At 56.6% G+C, this 24,095-nt stretch carries 25 protein-coding genes and 2 pseudogenes; 8 read left to right on the top strand and 19 right to left on the bottom strand.

Annotated elements, in window-relative coordinates; genetic code table 11:
* Nucleotides 1-5: 5 nt before the first annotated feature.
* Nucleotides 6-359 carry a hypothetical protein gene (locus AC2FNU_RS05385; protein ID WP_496785741.1) on the bottom strand — a complete coding sequence of 118 codons (354 nt, stop codon included), beginning with the start codon at nt 357-359 and terminating at the stop codon, nt 6-8.
* Nucleotides 356-913, bottom strand: a complete 558-nt coding sequence (gene hslV / locus AC2FNU_RS05380) for an ATP-dependent protease subunit HslV (RefSeq protein ID WP_496785739.1) — start codon at nt 911-913, stop codon at nt 356-358. Before hslV ends, AC2FNU_RS05385 begins: the two co-directional genes overlap by 4 nt.
* 197 nt (nt 914-1,110) lie before the next feature.
* Between hslV and AC2FNU_RS05375 the strand changes: the two genes are divergently transcribed.
* Entirely contained in the window at nt 1,111-1,305 is a 195-nt protein-coding gene (locus tag AC2FNU_RS05375; RefSeq protein WP_171092756.1) for a DUF1127 domain-containing protein, read from the top strand.
* Between the two features lie 61 nt (nt 1,306-1,366).
* Here the strand turns inward: AC2FNU_RS05375 and AC2FNU_RS05370 are convergent, their stop codons facing one another.
* The 10 genes and pseudogenes from AC2FNU_RS05370 to regB form a co-directional block, all read right to left on the bottom strand.
* Nucleotides 1,367-1,729, bottom strand: coding sequence for a Lin0512 family protein (locus tag AC2FNU_RS05370; RefSeq protein ID WP_496785737.1), 363 nt, complete (start codon nt 1,727-1,729; stop codon nt 1,367-1,369).
* Nucleotides 1,726-2,076, bottom strand: a complete 351-nt coding sequence (locus AC2FNU_RS05365; protein ID WP_496785735.1) for a Lin0512 family protein — start codon at nt 2,074-2,076, stop codon at nt 1,726-1,728. Before AC2FNU_RS05365 ends, AC2FNU_RS05370 begins: the two co-directional genes overlap by 4 nt.
* A 74-nt stretch (nt 2,077-2,150) precedes the next feature.
* Nucleotides 2,151-2,489: pseudogene (gene trxA / locus AC2FNU_RS05360) on the bottom strand (thioredoxin); the annotation flags it as partial.
* A gap of 42 nt (nt 2,490-2,531) precedes the next feature.
* The gene (addA, locus tag AC2FNU_RS05355; protein WP_496785733.1) at nt 2,532-5,888 is read right to left on the bottom strand and encodes a double-strand break repair helicase AddA; all 3,357 of its coding nucleotides are present in this window, start codon (nt 5,886-5,888) and stop codon (nt 2,532-2,534) included.
* Nucleotides 5,885-8,809: a double-strand break repair protein AddB gene (gene addB, locus AC2FNU_RS05350; protein WP_496785731.1), complete on the bottom strand. Its 2,925-nt coding sequence runs from the start codon at nt 8,807-8,809 to the stop codon at nt 5,885-5,887. Before addB ends, addA begins: the two co-directional genes overlap by 4 nt.
* Nucleotides 8,802-9,488: a nucleotidyltransferase family protein gene (locus tag AC2FNU_RS05345; RefSeq protein WP_496785729.1), complete on the bottom strand. Its 687-nt coding sequence runs from the start codon at nt 9,486-9,488 to the stop codon at nt 8,802-8,804. The genes addB and AC2FNU_RS05345 overlap by 8 nt, the downstream gene beginning before the upstream one ends.
* Nucleotides 9,485-10,489, bottom strand: coding sequence for an aminoglycoside phosphotransferase family protein (locus AC2FNU_RS05340; protein ID WP_496785728.1), 1,005 nt, complete (start codon nt 10,487-10,489; stop codon nt 9,485-9,487). The genes AC2FNU_RS05345 and AC2FNU_RS05340 overlap by 4 nt, the downstream gene beginning before the upstream one ends.
* Nucleotides 10,486-10,959, bottom strand: a complete 474-nt coding sequence (gene tsaE / locus AC2FNU_RS05335; RefSeq protein WP_496785727.1) for a tRNA (adenosine(37)-N6)-threonylcarbamoyltransferase complex ATPase subunit type 1 TsaE — start codon at nt 10,957-10,959, stop codon at nt 10,486-10,488. Before tsaE ends, AC2FNU_RS05340 begins: the two co-directional genes overlap by 4 nt.
* Before the next feature lie 41 nt (nt 10,960-11,000).
* Nucleotides 11,001-12,506, bottom strand: coding sequence for a PAS-domain containing protein (locus AC2FNU_RS05330; RefSeq protein WP_496785725.1), 1,506 nt, complete (start codon nt 12,504-12,506; stop codon nt 11,001-11,003).
* Nucleotides 12,507-12,574: 68 nt separating this feature from the next.
* Nucleotides 12,575-13,972: a sensor histidine kinase RegB gene (gene regB / locus AC2FNU_RS05325; protein ID WP_496785723.1), complete on the bottom strand. Its 1,398-nt coding sequence runs from the start codon at nt 13,970-13,972 to the stop codon at nt 12,575-12,577.
* Between the two features lie 91 nt (nt 13,973-14,063).
* Here regB and AC2FNU_RS05320 point away from each other — a divergent pair, with 91 nt between their 5' ends.
* Nucleotides 14,064-14,690, top strand: coding sequence for an SCO family protein (locus tag AC2FNU_RS05320; protein ID WP_496785721.1), 627 nt, complete (start codon nt 14,064-14,066; stop codon nt 14,688-14,690).
* 80 nt (nt 14,691-14,770) lie between these two features.
* Nucleotides 14,771-15,325 carry an ActR/PrrA/RegA family redox response regulator transcription factor gene (locus AC2FNU_RS05315; RefSeq protein WP_050604676.1) on the top strand — a complete coding sequence of 185 codons (555 nt, stop codon included), beginning with the start codon at nt 14,771-14,773 and terminating at the stop codon, nt 15,323-15,325.
* 51 nt (nt 15,326-15,376) lie between these two features.
* Here the strand turns inward: AC2FNU_RS05315 and AC2FNU_RS05310 are convergent, their stop codons facing one another.
* Nucleotides 15,377-15,862 carry a CHAP domain-containing protein gene (locus tag AC2FNU_RS05310; RefSeq protein ID WP_496785719.1) on the bottom strand — a complete coding sequence of 162 codons (486 nt, stop codon included), beginning with the start codon at nt 15,860-15,862 and terminating at the stop codon, nt 15,377-15,379.
* 257 nt (nt 15,863-16,119) lie between these two features.
* Between AC2FNU_RS05310 and AC2FNU_RS05305 the strand changes: the two are divergent.
* Nucleotides 16,120-16,197: pseudogene (locus AC2FNU_RS05305) on the top strand (two-component system response regulator); the annotation flags it as partial.
* A gap of 47 nt (nt 16,198-16,244) precedes the next feature.
* Here AC2FNU_RS05305 and AC2FNU_RS05300 read toward each other — a convergent pair.
* Both AC2FNU_RS05300 and AC2FNU_RS05295 read right to left on the bottom strand, forming a co-directional pair.
* Nucleotides 16,245-16,967 carry an SGNH/GDSL hydrolase family protein gene (locus AC2FNU_RS05300; RefSeq protein WP_496785717.1) on the bottom strand — a complete coding sequence of 241 codons (723 nt, stop codon included), beginning with the start codon at nt 16,965-16,967 and terminating at the stop codon, nt 16,245-16,247.
* Nucleotides 16,968-17,006: 39 nt separating this feature from the next.
* Nucleotides 17,007-17,600, bottom strand: coding sequence for an HD domain-containing protein (locus tag AC2FNU_RS05295; RefSeq protein WP_496785715.1), 594 nt, complete (start codon nt 17,598-17,600; stop codon nt 17,007-17,009).
* Between the two features lie 207 nt (nt 17,601-17,807).
* Here AC2FNU_RS05295 and AC2FNU_RS05290 point away from each other — a divergent pair, with 207 nt between their 5' ends.
* The 4 genes from AC2FNU_RS05290 to AC2FNU_RS05275 all read left to right on the top strand — a co-directional run bounded on the left by AC2FNU_RS05290 (nt 17,808) and on the right by AC2FNU_RS05275 (nt 20,862).
* Nucleotides 17,808-18,122 carry a hypothetical protein gene (locus tag AC2FNU_RS05290; protein ID WP_480800674.1) on the top strand — a complete coding sequence of 105 codons (315 nt, stop codon included), beginning with the start codon at nt 17,808-17,810 and terminating at the stop codon, nt 18,120-18,122.
* Nucleotides 18,123-18,227: 105 nt separating this feature from the next.
* On the top strand, nt 18,228-19,616 hold the full coding sequence (ahcY, locus tag AC2FNU_RS05285; protein ID WP_496785713.1) for an adenosylhomocysteinase: 1,389 nt from the start codon (nt 18,228-18,230) through the stop codon (nt 19,614-19,616).
* A gap of 13 nt (nt 19,617-19,629) precedes the next feature.
* Nucleotides 19,630-20,379: an extensin-like domain-containing protein gene (locus AC2FNU_RS05280; protein ID WP_496785711.1), complete on the top strand. Its 750-nt coding sequence runs from the start codon at nt 19,630-19,632 to the stop codon at nt 20,377-20,379.
* Between the two features lie 141 nt (nt 20,380-20,520).
* Nucleotides 20,521-20,862: a DUF2853 family protein gene (locus tag AC2FNU_RS05275; RefSeq protein WP_480800677.1), complete on the top strand. Its 342-nt coding sequence runs from the start codon at nt 20,521-20,523 to the stop codon at nt 20,860-20,862.
* Nucleotides 20,863-21,076: 214 nt separating this feature from the next.
* On the opposite strand, the gene AC2FNU_RS05270 is transcribed toward AC2FNU_RS05275, so the two are convergent.
* From AC2FNU_RS05270 to AC2FNU_RS05255, 4 genes are all read right to left on the bottom strand, one after another.
* On the bottom strand, nt 21,077-22,255 hold the full coding sequence (locus AC2FNU_RS05270) for a hypothetical protein (RefSeq protein ID WP_496785709.1): 1,179 nt from the start codon (nt 22,253-22,255) through the stop codon (nt 21,077-21,079).
* A gap of 163 nt (nt 22,256-22,418) precedes the next feature.
* Nucleotides 22,419-22,841: an EVE domain-containing protein gene (locus AC2FNU_RS05265; RefSeq protein WP_496785708.1), complete on the bottom strand. Its 423-nt coding sequence runs from the start codon at nt 22,839-22,841 to the stop codon at nt 22,419-22,421.
* Complete coding sequence (locus AC2FNU_RS05260; protein WP_496785706.1) at nt 22,841-23,110, bottom strand: YciI family protein; 270 nt, start codon at nt 23,108-23,110, stop codon at nt 22,841-22,843. Before AC2FNU_RS05260 ends, AC2FNU_RS05265 begins: the two co-directional genes overlap by 1 nt.
* The gene (locus AC2FNU_RS05255) at nt 23,111-24,073 is read right to left on the bottom strand and encodes an NAD(P)H-dependent glycerol-3-phosphate dehydrogenase (RefSeq protein ID WP_496785704.1); all 963 of its coding nucleotides are present in this window, start codon (nt 24,071-24,073) and stop codon (nt 23,111-23,113) included. It lies immediately after the preceding gene.
* Nucleotides 24,074-24,095 lie beyond the last annotated feature (22 nt).

The raw sequence follows: 24,095 nt of genomic DNA, 5'->3' as shown, positions 1-24,095 counted from the left end.
AACTTTTACTCTTGATCTTCTTCGATCTCTTCTTCGTCCAGTTTGCGCTGACTCTCTGGTAGTGGCGCTCTTTCGATCAGCGCCCAACCCTCTTTCTTTGATTTCTTCAAAACGGTGCCCCGGGCACCCAGCTCAATCAACAACGAGCGTGTTTCGTCTTCGGTGCAGCCAATCGTCCTGCTGAGCCTTTCCAAAGATTTGAACTTGTACTTTGAGTCCTTCAACATGGATTTCAGGAGCTTTTTGCGAGGCTCTTTCCACTCTTTGTTGTGCTTCCTGCTTCGATATTCTTCTAGGATAATTGGCCCAATAATGCCACCGATCAGGCCGCCGAATATGGCTGCGAGAACTGCGCTCATGACGCTATCGCCTCAACTGTCAGATTGCCGTTTGTATAGACGCAAATATCCGCAGCAATCGCCATTGCTTCGCGCGCGACCTGCTCGGCCTCTTTGTCGCTGTCCATCATCGCGCGGGCCGCGGCCAGTGCAAAGTTTCCGCCCGATCCGATGGCGGCCACGTTGTGCTCGGGCTCCAGCACATCCCCTGCCCCGGTGATGACCAGCAGATCCTTGCCATCTGTGACGATCAGCATTGCCTCTAGCTTTTGAAGGTACTTGTCTGTGCGCCAATCCTTGGCCAGTTCGACCGAGGCGCGGGCCAATTGGCCGGGTGTCGCCTCGAGCTTGGCTTCCAATCGTTCTAAAAGCGTGAAGGCATCTGCGGTCGATCCGGCAAAACCTGCCACAACCTCGAACCCACCGGGCGACAAACGGCGCACCTTGCGGGCTGTTCCCTTGATCACGGTCTGACCAAGGCTGACCTGACCATCACCGGCGATGACAACCTGACCGTTCTTTTTGACGCCAATGATCGTCGTGCCGTGCCAACCGGGAAAGTCGTTATCTGCCATGATCGTCTCCGTTTTCGCTGGCGGTATATATGGGCCGCGTTAGGTGTTGGCGCAACCCGTTCTTAAAGTGCTCAAAAGATATGCAGAAAATGCAATCCGGGGTTACCAGACCAGCAATTGTGAGTCCAAGCGCGCGGGACTACATGGGGCTTACAACCGACAACGGGTCGGCTGTTTCACATTTAAGGACTGCGCACATGGCAACCACAGCTAACATTCATGCGCCGCTCGGAGCAGCTACCATCCTGCACGTGGCGGACGCGTTCTCAAACGTCGTCAAATCTGTTGCGAAATGGAACGACGCACGTAAAACACGGAACCTTCTGTCGGAGCTCAGCGACGCACAGCTGGAAGACATCGGTCTGACCCGCGAAAGCATCGCAAATATCTGATCCTTCGTCTGGATTACCGAATTGGAACAGCCGCCCGGAGCCCCGAGCGGCTTTTTCTTTGTCAGCTTTGAACGTATTTCCCTGACAGGTCGGGCAGGAATGCTTCGACCGCAGCGGTTGCAATCACGTGTTTAGTGCCGGCCTCTTTATCCATCACGTCCAGACCGCCCTTGACCGCGCGCACTTCGGCGCGGCCCCGCGGCAGATCGGCAGCAACCAGATCACAATCCACCTGATCGGGCTCTTGGACGCCGATGGTCACGCCGACCCGCATCTGGGAATGATCAATGCCCAGCTTGGAAAACAGTGTGATTGATGAGTGATGCAACGCGTCCTGCACCGCACGGCGCGCCGCTTTGGTATAGTCCTGACCGTACAGGTCGTTGCCCGTTCCCATCTCCAGAATGATGCGTTTTTCGCTCATTGCGCGGGCTCCATATCAAAGGAAACGATCACGGCGGCGTTTGCGATGACCGTGTGCCCGTCATTATGTGGTTTCTCGATATCCAGCCCACCTTTGGTGACAGTAATATTCGGCTGTCCATAAGGGAAGATTGCCTTCAAAGCGTCGGTATCAACCTGATCTGGCTGCTGCACACCGATTTCAGCATCAATGATCATCGCCTCTTTTGGGAACCCAAACAGTTCGGCCATATTGACGGAGTTATGCCACAGCGCATCCTTAATCGCCCGTAATGATGCCTCGGTATAATCCATCCGACGTAGGGATGTACCCATCCCAAATTCAACAAGAACCCGCGTTTTTGCCATTGGTTTCTCCGACATATGCAACAAAAAAGGCGCCCCGATCTGAGGCGCCTTTGGAACGTTCTGCTAGGACCAGATCAGATGGATTCGTCGATCCAGCTTTGCAGCGCAGCTTTGGGGGCCGCACCCGCACGGTTGGATACAACCTGACCGTCCTTGAAGATGAACAGCGCGGGGATACCGCGTACGCCCATTGCAGCAGCAGAGTTCGGGTTGCTGTCCACATCCACCTTGGCGATTTTCACCTTGTCGCCATACTCGGCGGCCAGTTCTTCCAGTGCGGGGCCAATTTGCTTACAGGGGCCGCACCATTCTGCCCAGAAGTCCACGACCACGGGAACGGTCGAGTTCTTGACTTCGGCATCAAAGGTGTCGTCGGTAACGGCTACGGTCGACATATTCTGTCTCCTGAATGGGGTAAACTCGGGAACAGAACGTAGGTGCCGCGTCGGGTAAGGTCAAGGTATCCGAGCGCGGGCCAGGGCATCCGTCACAAGATCGTGTGGCAACCACATGAGGTTCGCGGTTCGGGTCCACAGAATGGCGGTTCTAATGCTGCGGTCGGGATAGATTTGAGCAAGCGCCTGCGCGTAAGCCCCCATTTGACGCATCAGCCCTTCGGGGCAATCTTCGACTTGGTTTGGGACAGTCGCATTTGTTTTGAAATCAATCACTTGCACGTCTGTTTCTGAAAGGATCAACCGGTCGATGACCCCATGCATGCGCAGCCCGTTCAAATCCGCGGTTACTGGAACCTCGGCCAGAGTCTCAGGTGTAAAAATATTCTTCAGTGGTTCTGCCGTCAGAACTTGTGTGACTTCGGTCAAAAGCTCATGCCGGTCTATGTCTTGCATATCCGGTAGCAGTCGGGCGCAAAGCTCGGGCCACATGTCCGGTTCAGCTATCGGCAAGTGCTCCAACAGCAGATGCAGACGTGTTCCGCGCAGTTTTGCAGCGTCTTCATCCAAACCGGCGTCACCGGGTAAAGCCTTGGCACCGCCCAAATCCGAAGGGCTGAGCGCGCTTGCTGGTTCAATGGGTTCGGGTGCAGGATGGCGAAATATGTCTGGTAACTCTGATCGTTCAGTCGCCATTTGCCGCTGATCGACCAAAGGAAGCGCGTCCCAATCCGCATGAGACAGGCGGCGAATGTTGGAATTCGGCAGCGGCGCGGCCCCGGCCCTTTCCATCGCGGCCTCGACCATTTGGTACCAGCTGTTACCATCTTTCCCTAAGTCACCTGCCGCTGCTACAATTAACCACTTTTCGGCCCGTGTTAGAGCCACATAGAGTAGCCGGAGCCGTTCATTTTCCTCGCGCGCACGGGCCTCCTCCCGTGCCTGTGCGATCAGTCCGGGCGATGCATCGGCCGACACTTTCCACAGTGGAATGTCTTTGGTCACCATGATCTCGGCATCGCGCGGCGCCTGGCGTTTGCCGGTATCCGGCAGGATCACGATCGGAGCCTCAAGACCTTTTGAGCCATGCACGGTCATCACCCGGATCATGTTGCCAACACCGCTCATCTGCCGTTTGATTTCCAGATCGTCGGTCTGCATCCAGACCAAAAACCCGGTCAAACTGGGGATATCGGTGCGTTCATAGGCCAGTGCCTGAGACAAGAGTGCGTTGATGCCGTCTTCAGCTTCGGCCCCCAGACGGCCTAGCAATTTGCGCCGCCCGTCATGGCGGGTCAGAATGCGTTCGATCAGGTCATAGGGGCGCAGAAAGTCGATCTGACTGCGCAGATCATTCAAAATGGCGAGCGTTTCGGGAAATTCCTCAGCCCGGTTGCGCAGCGCGGCCCAAAGAAATTGTTCTTGTCGCCGGTGCGCCAGATCGAAAAGCTGCTGCTCGGACCATCCGAACAACGGGGATTTCAAAACCGTTGCCAGCGACAGGCTGTCTTCGGGCGTGGCCAGAAAACTCAGCAGCGCGGCGAGGTCTTTGACTGCCAGTTCAGCGCCCACCTTAAGACGGTCGGCCCCGGCGATGGGCAGACCGGCAGATTTGCAGGCGCGGATGATTTCGGCAAAAAGATCCGAGCGGCGCTGCACGAGGATCAGGAAATCCCCCGGTTCCACCTTTCGTCTTACAAACGTGCCGCTCTTGTCATCCTCAGGGATCGTCTCACCCCGCTCGATCATGGCCTTGATCGACTGTGCAACCTGTTCGGCCAGAATGACGGTATGGTGTCGCGCACCAGGGCGATCCACCGGATCGGTCCAGTCACCTTCTTCGGCCTCTTCGACCTTTTCCACGACAGGCCAAAGATCAACCCGGCCCGGTAGGTCAGCTTTGAAAGCGCGGTGCAGGCTGTCCTTGTGAAACCCAGCTTCGATCCGGTTTTCAAACAGAATATCGACCAAAGACAGGATCGCGCTGGAGGATCGGAACGAATATTCCAGCGTCATATCCCACAGTTTAGAGTCTGATTCAGCCAGTTTTCGGCCAAACTCTTCCTGCATTCTGTCAAACGCCTGCGGGTCCGCGCCCTGAAAGGAATAGATCGACTGTTTCTTGTCGCCGACGACAAAGATCGTGCGCTCAACCCCGGATCGGGCCCCTTCCCCGCTGGTGAATTCCTGCGCCAGTTTTTCGACCACGTCCCACTGATCGGGGCTGGTGTCCTGGGCTTCGTCCACCAGAATATGGTCGATGCCGCCGTCCAAGCGATACAGCACCCATTCGGCTACCGCCGGGTCATTCAGCACCTGCCGCGCGCGCAGGATGAGATCATCGAAATCCAGCCAGCCGCGCAATTGCTTGCGTAGCTCGTATTCCGGTAGAAACGCAGCAGCAAAGCGGTGCAGGACGGCGGTTTTCTGAGCCGCGACCAAGGCTAGGCGCTGTTCACGCGCGGCCTCGACCCGCAGCATGAAGGATTCCAATTGTGGCATCCGATCGGCCAGTTCGCCCTCACGCAGGGGTTTGGTTGGAAAACCATTGATCTTGGCGGTGAATGGTTCCTTAGCTTTTGCTCCAGTTAGGAATACGCTCTCCAACATCGGCAGATGCATCAATCGCGCTTCGGTGAAACTGGCCAGCTTGGCCGCTGCCTTGGCATTGTTTCCGCCGCTTTCAGTCAACACGGGCAGCATGGACTGGATCAGTTCGACCTCTCCACCCAGAAACACCCTCTCTGCCAGGGCGGTTTCGTCAAAGCCTTCCGGAAGATCGAACCGATTCAACAACTCGGACCAGCCCAGTGGCTGTGCAAACAGGTTGCGCCTGTGCGTGATCGCGGCGGTCAACTTGTCAAAACCCGTATCGGTTACAAACCGCGCCACATCTTCAATCAACCCGGCCTGTGAACCTTCTGCGAAATCCTCGACGATCTCTTCCCGCAACAGGGCGGCTGCACGGTCTTCCATTTCGGAGAACTGAGGGCTGACCCCGGCCTCCAGCGGGAACCGCCGCAGCAACGAGGCGCAGAACGAGTGAATGGTTTGGATTTTCAGACCACCCGGCGTTTCTATGGCACGCGCAAACAGGGTTCGTGCTTGCGCCAATCTGTCCGAGTCGATGTCGCCGGGCACGCCCAGATCGGTCAGTTGCTCTAACAGACAACCATCATCCAGCATTGCCCACTCACCAAGTCGCTTGAACAATCTGTTCTGCATCTCGCTTGCGGCTGCCTTGGTGTAGGTCAGGCACAAGATGTGCTGTGGTTGAACCCCGCCCAGCAGCAGACGCGCCACGCGGTCGGTCAGAACCCGCGTTTTACCGGACCCCGCATTGGCCGCCAGCCAGGTCGAAGCGTCAGGGCGCGCGGCCTGCACTTGCCGTTCGGTTGCATCGTTGCGCTGGCTCATTTCAGGTCCTCGGGGCAGGTTTCAGCAGTACGGTCCCATTCGCCGAACCGCGCCAGGTGATCATAGTCACCGATATCCGTATCCTTGTGCAGCATCCGACGGGATGAGAATCCTTGATCAGGCTCTAAATATGCCGAAACCAGCTCTTTCAACTCAGCCAGAACTTTGTCGGTCGGCTCTTTGACTAAGGGCGCTGCGACCTCTTTGTAACTGCCGCCCATTCCGATGAAGATGGCTTCGGCTACAGCCATTGGGTCAATGCCTTCAATCCCGCCTTGCTCGGCCATTGCCGCCTCGATCAACAGTTGTTTGTCGAATTTTGATTGCTGACTTTCCGTGGGCGGCGCGCCGGTTTTGTAATCGATGATCCGCAGCGCGCCCCGGCTGTTGCGATCAATCCGGTCCGCACGTCCGACGATGGTGAAATCCAGAGGGTTCAGCACCAGTTTCATCGTGGCTTCAAACGCAATTGGGCCGCCGTCACCTCGACGCGATAGTTCAGCGCCTAGGAAGTCATCCGCGATCCGCTCCAACCGAGCCAGCCAGAGTTTACGGGCGGTGGGCCAGGCCACATGCTGTTCCAGAAGGCTGTGCGCCCGTTTCAAGAAATTCTCACGTGTCAGCAAAGCACTGTCGAGAACGCTGTCTTTAACGAAATGCTCAAGGATTTCATGGATCACGATGCCCCGAAGCAAGGCATCGGGGGCCTGCACCAAGGGGTCCAATGGCTTCAGGCGCAGCACATGTTTGGCATAGACAGCATAAGGATCGCGGATGAGCCGTTTGATTTCGGTCACCGACAAACGCCGTGGGCGCGCGGTGACCGGCGGTCGTGGCGATGGGCGTGGCGCGGGGTCAATGCGCGGCGCTTCTTCCAGAACTTCGGACCAGCCCAACCAGCGCTGACCACGCGCACGCATTCCTTCCAGAGCCTTACGACCACCCTGCCCCGGCAACCCTTGCATCAGGTTTGTTAGCCGGTTCAACCACCGAGACGGCACTGTCTCTGCGTCATCCGAACGGGTCGCGCGGGTCAGCCAAACCTCGGGTGCGCCGATGGCTTGCTGGAAGTCATGTGCTGACAAACCGATCCGGCGTTCGGGCAGCAGCAACCCGGCCTTGTCGCGCATCTGGCGGTTCAGCCATGGATCTGGCGCCGGGGCCTCGGGCCAGCTTCCTTCATTCAGCCCGCCCAGGATCAGCAGATCGGCACCCTGCACCCGCGCCTCGAGCGTTCCCCAAATCATGATATGCGGATGCGGGGCGTCCCGGTCGCGCACTTCTTCGCCCGCCAATAAAGCACCCAGCAGATCGGCAAAATCATGGGCGGTCATCATGCCGCCATGTTGCGCCTCCTCTCTGAGAGAGTTCACAACCGCCAGGGCCTTTTGGCCCGCGTTTTTGTCCCAAAGCGTGCCGGTTTCACCTGTACTTCCAGCCGAGATCGCTTCGGCCAATTCGGTTAGGCGATCCACCCAATCCAAAAGATGTTGCTGGCCACTGATCTGTTGATCGCAGAAATGATGGACAACCCAATTAACCCAGCTTTCCGGCGCTTCTTTGCGGACAGCAAATGCGGTCAGGCTGATACTGTCGGGGAAAGGCGGCCCATGGCGGCGCAGGTCCAGTTCCAGATCACGTGTATGCAACAGATGAGCGCCACGCTCACCCCCGTCATGACACAGCGGGTGTTTCAGCAGCGTCAGCAACGTCTCGCCTTCAAGGCGGCGCGTGAAAAGGTTGGCCACATGGCGCAGAAAACGACCAGGGGGCGAGAGTTGCAGAGGTAGGCCCGCACTGTCATCCGGCAGGATGTTCCATCGATCCAGTGCGGCGCTGACCTGACGGGTCAACATGCGATCCGGTGTGATCAGGGCAGCGGTTTGACCGTCTTCAGCGGCTTGTCGCAGGCGCAAGGCGATGGCCAAAGCTTCGGCGCGGGGCGATTGCGCTTCGACCAGGGTCAGGTCCTTGGTTGCGCCTTCCAGGTCGGTAAGTTCAGGCCCTTCGGTCATCCAGGCGTCAGTTACCGGTGCCGGGCGTAAAGCGAGCGAAACCAAACGGTTGCGTGCGGGTGAGGGCGAGGACAAGTCGGTCCATGCAGCAACCTGATCAGGTGCAATATCCAGCGCACGCATGAGTTTGCGGAACCGGTACTGCGGATGGTCTTCCGATGTCAGCGCATCATCCAACCCGTTCCAAACGTGATTGGGTTGGTCGAAATCGTATCCCGGCAGGACCAAGGCTCCTTGAGGCAGACGCGCGATGGCCTCCATCAACATAAGCGTCGTTCCACGTGACCCGGTGGAGCCCGCCAGAATGACCGGGTGCTGCGGAGGATTCTCCTTCCAGCGCGCGATCAGGTTTTCGACAACGCGGCGTTGGCGGGCTTGCGCATCCATCGCATTTGCGCCGGTATCGATGAAATGATCGGCAATACCGATGAAAGCCTGCGCCCGTGCCCAATGCCCGGACATGTCGCTGACATCCAACTGCCGGATGGCCTCGGGCGATACACCTTCGCCCTGCATTTCATCAATAAGCGCCGCCAAACTGTCCGAGAGGTCGAAGACCGAAGAGCGCGCCGCCAGATCCGGCTGTTGTTCCAGCAGTTTAGCCACCAGCTGCGTGAGTTCCAGACGACGTCGCAGGGGCGGAATGGCTGGAGGAACCTGCGCTAAATCAACGCTTTCCCCCAAATCCGTGACCAAAGAAAGACGTGGCAGCAGGCAGGGCGGCCCTTGATTGAACAGCTCGCGCACGCGCCGTTCCATACGCCGTGTGTTCAACACCAATTCCACCCGCGCCAAGGCTTCCGGCGGGCCGGAGCAGCGCTGCCGTAGGCCATCCACCAGTGCTTTCGGGAAATCTGTGCCGGGCGGCACAGCAAAGACGCGGGGCAGGGTGCCGGGTTCAAACATCAGCCAGCAAACCTTCGGCCAGGGCGATCCCTTCAGGGCGACCGACGTCACACCACCGCCCCGGATACTCAATGGCAAACAGGCGGTTTTGATCGTGCATCTTGTTCCAAAGCAGGTTTAGCGAGAACGCGGATTGCGGGAACGCGTGCAGTCCATCCGTTTTGAGAATCTGCGCGCCCCCATAGACCAAACCCGGTCCGCGTGTGATACGACCGTCCGCGTCGGCCGAGAAATCTCCGTCCCCCGTGTGACCAGCGGTTTGTGCAATTGGAACACACATCAAAAGCGCATCCATACGGGTCGGATCCCAAGCTTTTTGCAACAGGGACAAGGGGTTAGGTCCAGCCCAGATGGCGTCGGTGTTCAGCGTGAAAACGGGATCGGTGCCCAACAAGGGCAGGGCGGCTCGTAATCCGCCGCCCGTTTCCAGAATCTCCGGCTCTTCGTGTGAGAGTATTACCCCTTTGGGGTCGAGGTGCGCATGCAGCTGATTGGCATGGTAATGCACGTTTGCCACGATGCGCACAGGGTCAAGGTCATGAACAAGTTCCAGCGCGTGATCGATCAAGGGGCGCCCGCACACATCGATCAACGGCTTGGGGCGGTCTTTGGTCAAAGCGCCCATGCGCGTGCCAAACCCTGCTGCAAACAGCATCACTGCAAAGGGTGAACCGGTCATTGTGACCTCAGCTTGTTCAGGTTTTCGGGCGTTGGGCTGGGCAAAGCCTCGTGCAGCAAAGGGGCAATCGACACCAGGGCCGGATGATCCAGGTCACGCATCAGATGGTCCCAGACCGCCGGTATCATGTCCACGTAATGCGGTTTGCCATAGTCGGTCGCAAGGCGTGCAAAAACGCCGAGTATCCGCAGGTTCCGTTGTGCACCCAGCACGCTGTAAGCGGTTCGAAAATCGTGGTCGTCCATGCCAGAGGCCGCAATATACCGGTTGATCATCTGCATCTCGACTCCGGGAGAAACCTTGCGGCGAATGTCCTGCAAAAGGGAGACCAGATCATAGGCGGGATGCGCCAGAACGGCGGATTGGAAGTCCAGAAGACCAACGCGCTTTAACCCGTCGCGATCCGGTAGCCAAATCAGGTTTTCCGCGTGATAATCTCTGAGCGCGACCACTTTCACACCTGACGTTTCACGGTGCAAAACATCCGCAAATCGGTGTTCAAACCGGCTTTGCGCACGCGTATCGCAGGTTCCCAAAATTCCAGCCGCATAGCTTGTAAAGGCCAGTGTGCAGAGTTCTGTCATCAGCGGCGGGTCAAAGGAGGTCAAAGACAAAGAAGGTGCCTGATGCAGGTGCAGCAAAACGTCTGTTGCTGCTTCATACAAAACACGTTCTTTCGAAGGATCCTTTGCCAACACCCGGCTAAAAAGATCGTCACCTAGATCTTCCAGCAACAGAAAGCCGTATTGCGCATCTTCTGCGTAGATCTCGGGCGCGCTCAGGCCCACCGAACGCAGGTAATTCCCGATGCGCACAAAATCCTCGACGTCCTCGCATTTTTCAGGCGGTGCATCCATCAGAACAGCCGTTTGTCCGCTAGTCTGGTCGGTCAGCCGTTCGTAACGGCGGTCCGAAGCGTCGCCCGCCAGCGGGGCACGGTTGGCGTTGGCCCACTGGGTCTGAGCAATCAGGGCCTCGGCAAGGACCGTCCTGTTTGTCATCCGAAAGTCTCCAGTTTTTTTGCCCATTTCGGATCAAGCCATGACAGGGTCAAATGGCGCAGATTTTCAGTGTTAGGGTCTGTTTCAAAGGTCAGTTTCAAAGCTGCATCTGGGGTAAGTGGCCCAAGTTTGTCAGGCCATTCGACTAGGCAGATGGCGGTTTCGAAGGCGTCAATCAGGCCCAGTTCCTCAACCTCGTCCACGGCACTCAGACGATAGAGGTCGCTGTGCCAGATTTCACCAATCGGCGTATCGTAGACTTGCACCAAGGTAAACGTGGGCGAAGGGACATCTTCGGGCTCGGACATGAGCGACTGAATAAGCGCGCGCGCAAAATGTGTCTTGCCGCTGCCGATCTCACCTTCCAACAACACAACATCGCCCGATTGCAGGTTTGCGCCAATGTGCATGGCGAAATCGGCGGTTTCTTCGGGGGACTGAAACGTCAGGGATCGCGGCTGTGTCGTCATGGCGCCACAATGGCCTTGCGCCTGACGGGCTGCAACCCGGTTCAGGCGCTGATCTGTTCTATCTGCAGGATTTTCGGCGGGACTTCAGAAACAGAAAAACGAACTATGGTTGCACCGTTGTGAAGCGGGGTGATTGTGCATTCAATAGCGGAACCTGATCTCAGATGTATTTGAGCCGTCCATTCCGCCCGATCATCACGCATTTCTACAAAGTCCCGGATTTCTCCCAGAATTGGGGTTGCAAGACACAGATCCTGCCAGCGCCGTGTGACATCTGTGGCCGTATCTGTCTGAAACCCGGCCTCTTCCGATTCACCCCAAAGCTTTTGATACGCGAAATTGGTAAACGCCAGAGTGCCGTCATCGGCAAAGACGGCAATTGCGTCTGCAAGCTTGTCCAAGATGGACTGCATAAGGTCCATTTCAGACCGAAAGCGGCGCGTCAGGGTGATCTCGGCCGTGATGTCCTCAAACAAGAACGCCACGGCCCCGTCAGGATGTGGTCGACCACTGACCGAATAGACCGAACCAGATGGGAGCGACCATGTCTCGTGATAGTTTCCATCTTCTGCGGCTTCGAGAAGGTCATTCATCTGGCGCCGCCAACTGCGATAATTCTTGGGCTCGGGCATCATGTGTTGATCCCGAAGGCGGTCGAAGAAGCTGCTCAGACTCGGGCGGCAGCTTAGGAAATCCGGTGGCAAGGTGGTCAGGTCGATCAAGGCAGGGTTGAACAGTGCCAGTTGCCGGTTGCGATCGAAAATGGCCAAACCGATAGAAAGCTGTGCAAAGGTCTTGGTCATCGTCTGGACGAATTTGCGCTGGGCGGTTTCTGCCTGGACGATGGCGTTGATGTCGACGGCATAACACAGGTGGCCGGACGCGTGCTCGACCTGCGTCAGATCAAACCAAAGCTTGTTACTGCTGCCTGATACTTCGACAGATACTCTGGTTTTTCCAACGGATCGTTCCTCGGGCGTTGAAGGAAACAGAGGGTCGGTCAGGTCGGTATCCTGATCGCGTGCTTTGCGGACCAGTGTAACATACGCGGCGTTGCACCATTGCACACGGTTGTTCTGGCCCAGCAACCACACCGGGTAAGGGGCCTGATCCATAGCCAACCGGGACGGGTCGTTCTGCGCTTCTGACGCTGCGGGCTTGGCTCTGGCAGCTTCACGCAGACAGACCCGAACAATCCCGTCTATCCATTCGCAGAGAACATCGCGCTCGACGGTGCAATCAATCGGAGACACCACAACATACCCTTTATCGCGCACTGCGTCCGGAGATTCCGGAAAGGTCGGGAAATCCCTTTGCAGCAATCGGCGCAGGTCGGTCCAGTTCCTTACGTGTTCGAAACCGGCAAGGGCGATGTCGGAATGGCTGATCAACCGCTCGTCGTCGAACAGAAATACCGCATCAAACAAAGAGGTGTTTGAAAACAGCCCAAACGCATGGTCCCGTTGTGCGCGTCGCGGCAAGAGCCACTGAACGGCAAAACAGCCCGAGACAATACTGATCGCGGCCAGAATGATCCAATCGGCCATTATGTTCCCCAAAAAGCAGCCTCAATCCTGCTTGGACTATGGGCGCGATTGGTTAATGGTCTCTTAATTCACACCTGGATGCGTTCGTTCAGGCCCGATGGGACAGGCGTATCGCCTTTTTGTGCGTCAATCAGCTTGCGCGGCCAGGACACTTTGACAATGGCACCTTTGCGGGCGGGGTCGTCCGTCAGGCGTTGATAGGGATCAGCGCCATTGGCGAACTCCAATTCGGCACCGCTGCGTTCCAGCAAGGTTTTGGCGATGAACAGGCCAAGGCCCATGCCCTCATATTCCGGGCGGGCCTTCTGATCCGTTTCAGCCCGCCTGCGCCGCACAAAGGGGTCACCGATGCGGCCGATCATGTGGGACGGGTATCCGCGCCCGTCGTCCATAATGCTGACAGTGATTCTGTTGTCGGTCCATTCAGCCTCGACCCAGACATTAGCCCGCGCAAAATCCACCGCGTTTTGAATCAGGTTACGCAACCCGTGAATGATTTCGGGCTTTCGCAGGATCGAGGGCTGTTGCACATCCCCATCCTGCGCCGGCCCTTCGGAAAAATGAACTTCCTTTCCGCGGCCCACATGTGGTTCTGCGGCCTCATTCACCACGGTCGACAGCGGTGCCTGCCGCAGATGCAGGTCGTCCTTACCGGCCCGGCCCATGTCCCTCAAAATATCTCGGCACCGGTCGGCTTGTTCGCGGATCAAAGCGGCGTCTTCCTTGAGGTCCGGGTGGTCGTCCAGCTCCTCGATCAGTTCTGCGCTGGTCAGTTTGATTGTGGCCAGCGGCGTGCCCAGTTCATGCGCGGCGGCGGCAACAACGCCCCCCAGATCTGTCAGCTTCTGTTCACGCGCCAGGGCCATATGCGTTGCGGCCAAGGCTTCGGACATGGACTGAACTTCCGAGCTGACGCGGTGGGAATAGGCACCGATGAAGACGATGGCGATGATGATCGCGGCCCAATTTCCAAACAGCAGAATATCAGGAATATCCAGAACCAGCCCCAAGCTTGTGCGCAGTGGCAGATGGAACTCGGCCAGCAGGGTTGTCAGCACGATTGCAACCGCCCCGACGATCAGAGTTGACCTTGTACTCATTACATTGGCGGAAATTGTGACCGGCCCCAGCAGCAGAAGGGCAAACGGATTGTTTAGCCCACCGGTCAGGTACAGCAATATGGACAGCTGCAAGAGGTCAAACAGAACCATCAAAAAGTTTTCAAACTCGGTCAGACGCTTGTTCTGTGGGAACAACATGATGGCTGTCAGGTTGCTCATGACCGAAATGCCGATCGCCAGATAGCACAGGCCCAGATGCAACTGCACATCGTAATATTGCTGCGCAACGGTAATGGCTGTGAACTGGCCAACGATTGCAACCCATCGCAACAGGATCAGGGTGCGCAGGCGAATCCAGCTGCTCCGTTCCTGGCCGCGCCAAAAAGTCTGGTTGGATTCTGCCATCGGTTCCTTATGTCCTGTTGCAAAGGCTGATCATCTTGATAGGTGTCCCGGCCGAAACGATCAACAACCCCCTTGCGACCGGAACACTGAAATGACCCGTCTTTACGCAATTCTTGCAGCTGTTGTATTGGCAATTGGCCTTGGGGCCATGTGGATTCTGACGCGTGGCAGCGGTTCTGACGACCAGTTTGCGCAGTGCCGGTCCAGCCAGATCGCAGGGGGATCAGCGACCATCGGCGGACCGTTTGAGTTGGTCAACGGCAAGGGTGAGACGGTCACTGACGCAGATGTGATCACCGAACCGACCCTGGTTTATTTCGGCTATACGTTCTGCCCGGATGTCTGCCCGTTTGACATGTCGCGCAATGCCGACGCCGTGGATATCTTGGCCGAGCGCGGATATTCCACGACGCCGCTGTTCATTTCAATCGACCCAGAGCGTGACACGCCTGAGGTGGTGGATGACTATGCTTTCAACCTTGGCGGCAAGACCATCGCACTGACCGGCTCGCCGGAACAAGTGAAGGCGGCCAGCAAGGCTTACAAGACCTATTACAAGGCGCATGACAAAAGCGACGAGTATTATCTGGTAGACCATTCCACCTTTACCTATCTGGTGACGCCCGAACATGGTTTCCTTGAGTTTTTCAAGCGCGATGACACGGCCGAGCAAATGGCAGACAAGGTTGGATGCTTTTTGGATCAGGCCGCTTCGTAACAAGGTTGTTTGACCTTTGTTCCCGCGCTGCTATTACTCATGTTCAAGCCAACGGCATGAAATAGCAGAAAGACCCAAGTATGGCAGACAGTTCTCAGCTTGATATCGGCCCTGATAAATCCCTGCTTCTGGTGGATGATGACGAGCCGTTTCTGAGACGTTTGGCCAAGGCCATGGAAAAGCGTGGGTTCGAAGTTGAAACCGCCGGGTCCGTCGCTGCAGGCCGTGCTATTTCCACTGCACGCCCACCGGCGTATGCCGTGGTTGATCTGCGGCTTGAGGATGGCAACGGCCTGGACGTGGTTGAAGTGCTGCGTGAAAAACGCCCGGACAGCCGGGTTGTGGTTCTGACCGGATACGGCGCAATCGCAACTGCCGTGGCCGCCGTGAAGATCGGTGCGACGGATTATCTGTCCAAACCCGCCGATGCCACTGACATTACCAATGCGCTGCTGGCCAAGGGCGATGAGCTGCCGCCGCCGCCGGAAAACCCCATGAGCGCGGACCGCGTGCGGTGGGAGCATATCCAGCGGGTTTATGAGCTTTGTGACCGGAATGTCTCGGAGACGGCGCGACGGTTGAACATGCACCGCCGGACATTGCAGCGGATTCTGGCAAAGCGCAGTCCCAGATAGGGAAAAGCCGTCAGGTTCGATCCGATCAGGGTCCTCTTCGGAGGATCCGAATTAGGGTTGACCGTCGGGATTCGGATAAATGAACCCGTTTACTGGGTACAAGCTGCCATATTGGCCCGGAAGGCTTTCGACCCGAACCAGCGTCCAGTCATTGTTTTTGGACACGTCTCTGACGCCCATCTTCAATGACACTTTGTTGCGGTGCCAGTTGGCGTGGTTCACGATGACTTCCCGCTCGGTGACAACATCGGACACGACAGCCACATGACCAAGTGGCATCCCGGGTGTTGCCCGAAACGACATGACTGAACCAACAACCGGCTCGTTGCCCCGATCAAACGCACTTCGCGCCTTGCCCCACCAGTCCTTAGCGTTTCCACGAATTTCGATGCCGCTCAGGTTGCGCGCGTAGGGTACGCACCACACCCTTTGCCCTCGGGACTGCTTTTGCGAGACCTCGCGTAGCGCCATCAACTGGCGGTCCGGGTCGAGCTGCGCATCGGTCGGGCCATGGGCGCACGCAGAGATCAGACTCAAGAACCCCACCGCAATCGCGGCTCGGGTTGTGCCGGACAAGCGCGGCCAATTCGTGTCTGTTTTGCGTATACCTGTGTTCAAGAATCTTCACTGCCCATTCGAAGATATGTGACTTTTAGGGGTAACGTACGGGCTGTGAAAAGAGGCCTGCCAGCACGCGGCAAGATTTCGCCGGTTGTCTGTTGCACCGTTCAGACAACAGCGGGTCCGGAAGAGGGCTTAGAAACCGAAGTGCTAGATACTGGCTTGAGCAATTTTTGTCCGAGACGGCACGCTGCCTGAACATGCGCCGCCGGACCTTGCAGTGGATTTTGGCAAAGCGCAGCCCGCATTAAGCGCGTCTCTGTCTGAGCGCAAAGACCAAGGCGCCGATTGATCTTTGTCACGGTAGATTTGATTGGCACGGAACGTGAGCACAGAGCTGTTGGGCGAGATGCGCGTACCCGAGTGCGTTGGGATGCAACCCGTCTGATGTCCAGTCGCTGATGTTTTCACCATATTCAAGCGGCGGTGCGAGAAAGGTACAGGTCTTCATGTCTGCACATGCTTGTTGCGCAGCGGCGTTGAAAGCGGATCGGAATGCTTCGTTCTCGGGCGTCCAGGTTGCGCCTTTGACGGGTAGAACAGCGCGCCAGATCAACGTGTTGGCGGGTGCAAAAACGTCCGCAAGCTGCGCGACATAGCCCGGCACCTCTTCCACGGGTGTGTCGGTCATTGCATCATTGACCCCGATCCCCAGATACCAGACCGGAATATGCGCAATGAGTTCTGGGTTAACCCTTGCAATCAGACCCGGTGTAGTGTCACGGCTGATCCCCAAATTCAGAGAGTTTTTGACCACGTTACTGGTCAGCCACCCTTCAATGATTGAATCGCCGATAAAAGCGATTTGAATATCGGGTGAAGCCAATGCCTGAGAAATTGGCCGTTCGTGCAACCAGACCATGCGCTTGTAGTGATCGGTTTCAGTTACGGGAACGGATGTCCCGCTGAAATTGCGGACCTTTTCTGAAAGGTACCCGGTTTTGATCAAAATGGCAGCAAGAGCCAGAAACAGAACCAGATTGGCAAGCAGTAGAAGCCGGTTTCCCATCTGTTTCTTCATCTCTTCACCACCACCTTTTTTTGTCGCTCGCACGGCCTGCTACAGATGTGACAGCAGGTCGTTATGCCGCGCGGTATAGGCTTGCCGCACCTCGATTGGCGGGCGCAAGGTAATCGTCAACCCCTCCATAACCGCTTTGTCCGGACGACCAAAAAACTTGGTGGCCTCGGTTTCTGAAAATCCGGCGATCTGTGTCGCCTCCATCCAGGCGCTGATCTTATCGGCTCTCTTGATCTGCCGCTTCACCGTTTTTGGGATCTCCGCAGGCAGGCCAAAACGAATATGTATCGCCGCCGCCAAGCGGTCATCCAGCGCGCCATAATCCGGGCCGACGGCGGATTTGACGGGTGAAATCATATCTCCGATCACATATTCCGGCGCGTCGTGTAACAGGGCCGCCAACCGCCATTTGACGGGGGCTTTGGGCGCAATTCGACCGAAAATCTCTTCGACCAACAGGGAATGTTCGGCCACGGAATAGGCAAAATCACCATTTGTTTGCCCATTCCAGCGCGCCACAAAGGCCAGTCCGTGCGCGATATCTTCGATCTCGATATCCACTGGGGTCGGGTCCAGCAGGTCCAGCCTGCGGCCTGACAGCATCCTCTGCCATGCTCGGGGTTGTGTTGCCATTTTGCCATGCCTTGTGAAGTCGGACACATAAAAATCGTATTTTTCTGCTATGATGTACCTGTCAGGATCACTTGCTGCCAACGTTTTCTTGAGCGTTCGTGCTTTGAAACATCACCACTCGATCCCGACATTAAAACCGAGGGGGGCACACGCTTCTCCCGGTGTGCTCCTCTCACAAGCGAAACGCGAAAATGAAAGGAGTTTGCCATGTTCAAGCGTTTATTCGCCATAGCATTGACTTTTGGTATGGCTGCCACAGCCCCACCTGCTTTTGCCCAAAACTGCGCAGAGCGCGAAGCGATCATCACAAAATTGCAGGATAGCTACGCCGAGGAATTGGCCTTTGGCGGTCTGCAAAAGACGCGCGGGGCGCAATCGGTGATGGAGGTTTGGACCTCAAAAGAAACCGGTAGTTATACCGTTCTGGTCACCAATGCGAATGGCATCAGCTGTATTGTTGCCGTTGGTACGGATTTTTTTGAAGCAATACCCAAGATCAAAATTGATGGTACCCCAAGCTGACACCGGCCCATACCCTTCGGTTTCAACTCATCAACATTGCCACCTGCCCCAATGAATGCTAGGGGCAGCCGGGACTGAGTAAAACCGGAAAAAATGGAGCGCCTGATGGCCGGGGACTATATCGTTAAGGACATTTCACTGGCCGGATTCGGCCGCAAGGAATTGGACATTGCTGAAACCGAAATGCCGGGGCTGATGTCCCTGCGTGCGGAATACGGCGAAAGCAAGCCACTGAAAGGTGCACGCATCGTTGGATCGCTGCACATGACCATCCAGACAGCTGTTCTGATCGAAACTCTGGTTGCGCTGGGCGCGGATGTGCGCTGGGCCTCGTGCAACATCTTCTCGACCCAGGACCACGCGGCAGCGGCAATTGCCGAGGCCGGTATTCCGGTCTTTGCGATCAAGGGCCAGACGCTGGAAGAGCATTGGGACTACCTGGATAAGTCTTTCCTGTTCGACGAAGGTCCGAACATGATCCTGGACGATGGCGGCGACGCAACGCTGTACATCCTGCTGGGTGCCCGCGCCGAAGCAGGGGAAGACATCATCCCTGTTCCGGGTTCGGAAGAGGAAGAGGTGATCAAGAAGCAGATCGCCAAGCGTATGGCAGCAAGCCCCGGTTGGTTCACCAAGATGCGCGACCAGATTCAAGGCGTATCCGAGGAAACCACCACCGGTGTGAACCGCCTGTATCAGTTGGTAAAAGACGGCCACCTGCCGTTCCCGGCGATCAATGTGAACGACTCGGTCACCAAGTCGAAGTTTGATAACAAATACGGTTGTAAGGAATCGCTGGTCGACGGCATCCGCCGCGCCACCGACACCATGATGGCCGGTAAGGTTGCTGTTGTGTGCGGTTACGGCGACGTGGGCAAAGGCTCGGCTGCCTCGCTGCGCGGGGCCGGTGCCCGTGTGAAAGTCACCGAAGTTGACCCAATCTGCGCGCTGCAAGCGGCGATGGACGGGTTTGAAGTGACCCTGCTGGAAGACGAAGTTGCCAACGCGGATATCTTTATCACCACCACCGGCAACAAAGACGTGATCCGCATCGAGCATATGCGCGCGATGAAGGACATGGCGATCGTCGGCAATATTGGTCACTTCGACAACGAAATTCAGGTTGCCAGCCTGAAGAACCACAAATGGACCAACATCAAGGAACAGGTGGACATGATCGAGATGCCCTCGGGCAACCGCATCATCCTGCTGTCCGAAGGCCGTCTGCTGAACCTCGGCAACGCCACCGGCCACCCTTCGTTCGTGATGTCGGCATCCTTCACCAACCAGGTTCTGGCACAGATCGAGCTGTTCACCAAAGGCGATCAGTACGAGAACAAGGTCTACATCCTGCCCAAGCATCTGGATGAGAAAGTGGCCCGCCTGCACCTGGACCGCATCGGTGTGAAGCTGACCCAGATGGACGCAGATCAGGCTGCCTATATCGGTGTGAAACCGGAAGGCCCATACAAGCCGGAACACTACCGCTACTAATCGCTGTCTGACGATGACGCAGACTTCTGGACGCCGCCGGTTTTTGTATTCGGCGGCGTCTTTCATTTTCAGACTGGCGGTTGTGGTGATTCTGCTGGGCGGAGGGGGATGGTGGCTGTTGGCGCACCCTGAGACGCCAGTGCCATCCCATTGGAATCCATTGCGTGATCTGAAAATCAGTGCGCCGGTGACGCCGGTAACAAAATGGCAACTGAACCGCGCATTGGCGCATGAGGCACAGTGCCGTGCTGCTTTGGCAGAGGCGGGTGTGCGATTTCATGCGATGGAGGATCTGATCGTCGATCAGAATTGTGGAATCTCCGGACGGGGGTTGCTGTCGCAGCTGATGACAGCCCAGATCGAACCAGTTGAAACACGTTGCGCCACAACCTTGCGATTGGCCATGTGGGAAACCCACGTTGTGCAACCCGCTGCGCGCGACCTGTTGGGGACCGAAATAACCCGACTGCGCCATATCGGCAGCTATAACTGTCGTCGCATGCGCACCGCGCAAGGAGAGAATAGCGGGTGGAGCAGTCACGCCCGCGCGGACTCGATCGACATTATTGGTATGGATACTGCGGACGGTCGGACGCTGACTCTATTGTCTGACTGGCAAGGTACAGAACCGGAATCCGCTTTTCTGCGCGAGGTCTGGCGCGGGGCTTGCGGGTGGTTTCGCGTCGTTCTTGGCCCTGATTTCAATCGTTTGCACGCGGACCATTTCCACCTGCAAGGTCCCGGTTGGGGGTACTGCCGTTAGACCCTTCGGCGATTAGCGTTCTGCCTGTGAATTTGGGGGGAGAAATCGCAAGTTTTTTTCCTTTTGGAAAATCCGTGGACGCGGCTACTCTTCCGGTCATCGGTGAGGATTGCCGGATTAATGGATTAAGGAGACTGGGATATGGGCAAGCGCGACGAGCTGATCGCCAAATACGCAGAAGATTTGAAAAGCAAATGTGGGATGGACCCCGATATGGATCTGTTGACCAAGGTCACCATCGGTTGTGGTCCGGCGATCTATGACGCAGATGCGGCAACAGTTGCAGCAAGCCAGGACTCCGAACTGGAAACAGTAAAGAACAATTTCCTGATCAAGAAGCTGGGTTTGTCCGATGGGCCCGAGTTGATGGAAGGTATCAACAAAGCCATGGAAACCTATGGCATGTCCGAGCGCAACAAATACCGCGCGGTGGTCTATTACATGCTGACCAAGCATTTTGGCAAAGAAGCTGTTTACGGCTGATTATTCAGAAAATTCATGCAACGCCCGTCTTTTTCGGCGGGCGTTTCGTATTTGACTTGTAGTTTAAATATTTGGTGTTTGAACCGCAGCCAGCGGTTAGGCTAAGTTCAAACTGTGACCAGGACGGTCAGAACCAGACATTTCCATACGCGTGTGGTGAGTAGGGAGCACGCGGGGGTAGGGAAGGTTCTGCATCGTCGGAACCTTCCCTCATTTATTGCCTTAGCTCATTGAGGATACGGTCTATGAAGGTCTCAAAATTTGTCGGCTGTCTGTCGGAGTTGCGGTTTGCGCCTCCACCTGCGCCAGCCAGATAAACTTCAATGCGTCCCGGGCGCGTTTTGCTGCCCGAACCTGTGAAGTCCCGCGCAACACCACCCAAAGCCTTTGCAGCGAGATTGGCGTTTTCGGCGTCAGCGGAGTGATAATACCGCACCTGAGTTTCTCTGATCCGATACCCCACGCGCGCCGTCGCGACCACGTTCGCTTGACTTTGATTCAAGAGCTCGAATGCCCGGTCGCTGGTGTCCTGTGAGACCCGTGCCGGAACGAACAAGGACACTTCAAGATTGATCGGAGGTTTAGAGGGTTGAAGTGGTTTTACTTCCGTATAGCTCGGCGTCGCTGACAGCGTGATCTCTTTGGGCAGCGGGTCGAAGACGGCTTGGGTCGGTTGCAAAGAAGTACGTTTTCTTAGCGGGCTGGATTCAGGGTTTTGCGGTGCAACTGGGATCGTAAATGATACCTGTGTCGCAAGTGCTGCAGGGTTTTCCGAAACAGGCTCAAGTGAGGCGGGAAGAAACACAGTTGGCGGCGTAATTGGCACCTCTGTCTCTTGCGCTGACGTTTGATCAGTATCTTCGCCAGGGGAAACCGGTTTGCTCTCAACAATCGGAGTCTGGGTTGCTTCCTCAAGACCGGGCGCAACCGGATCCTCAGGAATTTGCTCGGTCGATGCAGATGCAGGTAAAAGCGGTTCTTCCAGTGCAGGTTCGTCGACGGGATCACTTGATTGCACAACGGCGGTTTCGGATGTGGATTGCCGGGTCTCAAACACCTTTGCTCCGGCCCAGTGCAACAAAGCCCCACAAAACAGAGCCGCCACAATGATTGGGATCCGGCTTTTCGCAGGCGGTTTGCTGACTGGTTCATCCAAATGGAGTGAGCGCACCCGCTCGGACACGATATCGTCGATCTCAGCGTCATCTGCTGGCGGTAGAAGATCTGTTTCGGCTGGTTTCAAACGTGGTGGTTCACGCGCTTCAACATTGCCGTCAGCCAGCACATCTGCACGCTTTTTGCGCGCCTCTTTCAGGCGCGCTTCCCAGGTTTTTGTGTTCTTCGCAGCAACGGCGTCTTCGAGTATCCCACTGCCGCCTTTAACGTCAGACATGGGGTCATACTTTCAAGAAAGACCGAATTTTAGTCGAACACCACCAAGCGTCTGCGGTTGCCAAATAAACCGCAGTTGGCAAGCCCCCACCCGGCGAAGCCCAGAGAAACATAGCATTTTGTCGGGCGCTTGAGAAGTTTTACGCCAGACACAGGTTTACACGTCAATCAGGCTGCGTGTCGCCCAGTGCGCAAATCACCTTCCACTCGTCTTCCGTCACCGGCTGCACCGACAAGCGCGAGTTCTTGACCAGCACCATTTCGGCCAGACGTTCGTCCGCCTTGATCTGGTCCAGCGTCACCGGTTTGGCAAAGGACCGCACCGCCTTGATATCCACGCATTCCCATCGATCATCATCAGTGGTGCTATCTGGATGAGCTTCGGCGCAAACCTCGACGATGCCCACCACTGATTTGTCTTTCTGCGAGTGGTAAAAGAACCCGCGATCCCCAACGGCCATCTGCCGCATGAAATTGCGCGCCTGATAGTTTCGCACGCCATCCCATTCTTCGCCTGCGTCCCCTTTGGCGGTCTGCTGATCCCAGCTCCAGGTTGAAGGTTCGGACTTGAACAGCCAATACGCCATCAGCCGATCACTTTCTTCCATGGAATAAGTTCAACCGACTGAAACAATCCCGCCCTGGCGTAGGGGTCATTGTCAGCCCAGGCCTGCGCGGCGGCCGTGTCGGCGACGTCCAAAATGACCAGCGAACCGATCATAGCATCACCATCCAGCAAGGGGCCCGCCTGAGACACCACGCCCGTCTCTTCGATATACGCCAGATGGGCCGCGCGGTTGTCCAGCCTGGTTTGCAAAGCGTCAGGCTTGTCCTTGGCGATGAGAGCGATCAGCATTTATTCCTCCTTGAGGGGTCGACTGAGCAAGGTTTGAATGGCCTCAGGCACACTGTATGCACCATGGCTCAGATCCGCCACCGTTGTGCTGATCGGCATGTCCAACCCTTCCTTTTTGGCGATGTCCGACATGGCGCGCGCTGTGGCGACACCTTCGACTGTCGTTTGGCTGTCAAAGCTTTGGTTTAGACCCAAACTCAGGCCAAAACGATAATTTCGGGACAAGTCGGACGAACATGTCAGAACAAGGTCGCCCAATCCCGACAAGCCCATCAGAGTGTCAGGACGCGCGCCTCGGGCGGTGGCGAATCGCTGCATTTCGACGAAGCCGCGGGTCAGTAATGCCGCGCGCGCACTGTCGCCCAATCCGGCCCCCATTGTCGCGCCGCATGCGATGGCCATAACGTTTTTGAGCGCACCGCCCAGCTCGGCCCCAACCGTGTCGGTCGTGCGATAAAGACGAAGATTTGTCGTTGTTAGTTCGGCTTGCAGCGTTTTGCCGATCTGGGCATCTGCACATGCCAGTGTCAGCGCAGTTGGCAGGCCGCGTGCGATGTCGTCAGCAAAGCTGGGACCTGTCAGCAACGCGACATTGGCCTCAGTTACGACGCTTTCAATCACTGCAATTGGCCCAAGACCCGAGGACAATTCGATCCCTTTACAGCAGGCAACCAGTGTTTTGCCCTGCAACAAGGGTGCATGATCCGTCAAAGTCTGTCGCAGTTTCTGCATAGGAACGGCCAACAAAAGCGTATCTGCTTCGCAAGCTTTTTCGATATCTGCTGTTGCGGTGATGTTTGATGGCAATGCGACACCGGGCAGGCGGGCCTCGTTTCTTCGTGCCTCTTGCATTTGTCGCGCCTGATCCGCGTTCCGCGCCCAAAGCGAAACCTGCCCATTGCTCGCCAATGAGATCGCCAGCGCGGTTCCAAATGCACCAGAGCCCAGGACAGAAACGCTCATGCCTTGGCCCCTTTCTTGCCAC

It is taken from the genome of Ruegeria sp. BHSB064 (assembly GCF_059613205.1).
Note: the sequence above shows the minus strand (reverse complement) of the source record. Positions and strands in the feature narration are given on the sequence as shown.

Excerpts from the sequence above, each read along its gene's own strand:
- AC2FNU_RS05255 (WP_496785704.1), bottom strand. The coding sequence starts at position 24,073 with ATGAGCGTTTCTGTCCTGGGCTCTGGTGCATTTGGAACCGCGCTGGCG.
- AC2FNU_RS05275 (WP_480800677.1), top strand. The coding sequence starts at position 20,521 with ATGGGCAAGCGCGACGAGCTGATCGCCAAATACGCAGAAGATTTGAAA.
- addA (WP_496785733.1), bottom strand. The coding sequence starts at position 5,888 with ATGAGCCAGCGCAACGATGCAACCGAACGGCAAGTGCAGGCCGCGCGC.
- AC2FNU_RS05270 (WP_496785709.1), bottom strand. The coding sequence starts at position 22,255 with ATGTCTGACGTTAAAGGCGGCAGTGGGATACTCGAAGACGCCGTTGCT.
- AC2FNU_RS05280 (WP_496785711.1), top strand. The coding sequence starts at position 19,630 with ATGACGCAGACTTCTGGACGCCGCCGGTTTTTGTATTCGGCGGCGTCT.
- AC2FNU_RS05340 (WP_496785728.1), bottom strand. The coding sequence starts at position 10,489 with ATGACAAACAGGACGGTCCTTGCCGAGGCCCTGATTGCTCAGACCCAG.
- AC2FNU_RS05290 (WP_480800674.1), top strand. The coding sequence starts at position 17,808 with ATGTTCAAGCGTTTATTCGCCATAGCATTGACTTTTGGTATGGCTGCC.
- tsaE (WP_496785727.1), bottom strand. The coding sequence starts at position 10,959 with ATGACGACACAGCCGCGATCCCTGACGTTTCAGTCCCCCGAAGAAACC.
- AC2FNU_RS05265 (WP_496785708.1), bottom strand. The coding sequence starts at position 22,841 with ATGGCGTATTGGCTGTTCAAGTCCGAACCTTCAACCTGGAGCTGGGAT.
- AC2FNU_RS05370 (WP_496785737.1), bottom strand. The coding sequence starts at position 1,729 with ATGAGCGAAAAACGCATCATTCTGGAGATGGGAACGGGCAACGACCTG.
- AC2FNU_RS05320 (WP_496785721.1), top strand. The coding sequence starts at position 14,064 with ATGACCCGTCTTTACGCAATTCTTGCAGCTGTTGTATTGGCAATTGGC.
- AC2FNU_RS05300 (WP_496785717.1), bottom strand. The coding sequence starts at position 16,967 with ATGAAGAAACAGATGGGAAACCGGCTTCTACTGCTTGCCAATCTGGTT.
- AC2FNU_RS05385 (WP_496785741.1), bottom strand. The coding sequence starts at position 359 with ATGAGCGCAGTTCTCGCAGCCATATTCGGCGGCCTGATCGGTGGCATT.
- AC2FNU_RS05295 (WP_496785715.1), bottom strand. The coding sequence starts at position 17,600 with ATGGCAACACAACCCCGAGCATGGCAGAGGATGCTGTCAGGCCGCAGG.
- AC2FNU_RS05315 (WP_050604676.1), top strand. The coding sequence starts at position 14,771 with ATGGCAGACAGTTCTCAGCTTGATATCGGCCCTGATAAATCCCTGCTT.
- hslV (WP_496785739.1), bottom strand. The coding sequence starts at position 913 with ATGGCAGATAACGACTTTCCCGGTTGGCACGGCACGACGATCATTGGC.
- AC2FNU_RS05365 (WP_496785735.1), bottom strand. The coding sequence starts at position 2,076 with ATGGCAAAAACGCGGGTTCTTGTTGAATTTGGGATGGGTACATCCCTA.
- ahcY (WP_496785713.1), top strand. The coding sequence starts at position 18,228 with ATGGCCGGGGACTATATCGTTAAGGACATTTCACTGGCCGGATTCGGC.
- AC2FNU_RS05330 (WP_496785725.1), bottom strand. The coding sequence starts at position 12,506 with ATGGCCGATTGGATCATTCTGGCCGCGATCAGTATTGTCTCGGGCTGT.
- AC2FNU_RS05345 (WP_496785729.1), bottom strand. The coding sequence starts at position 9,488 with ATGACCGGTTCACCCTTTGCAGTGATGCTGTTTGCAGCAGGGTTTGGC.
- regB (WP_496785723.1), bottom strand. The coding sequence starts at position 13,972 with ATGGCAGAATCCAACCAGACTTTTTGGCGCGGCCAGGAACGGAGCAGC.
- AC2FNU_RS05260 (WP_496785706.1), bottom strand. The coding sequence starts at position 23,110 with ATGCTGATCGCTCTCATCGCCAAGGACAAGCCTGACGCTTTGCAAACC.
- AC2FNU_RS05375 (WP_171092756.1), top strand. The coding sequence starts at position 1,111 with ATGGCAACCACAGCTAACATTCATGCGCCGCTCGGAGCAGCTACCATC.
- addB (WP_496785731.1), bottom strand. The coding sequence starts at position 8,809 with ATGTTTGAACCCGGCACCCTGCCCCGCGTCTTTGCTGTGCCGCCCGGC.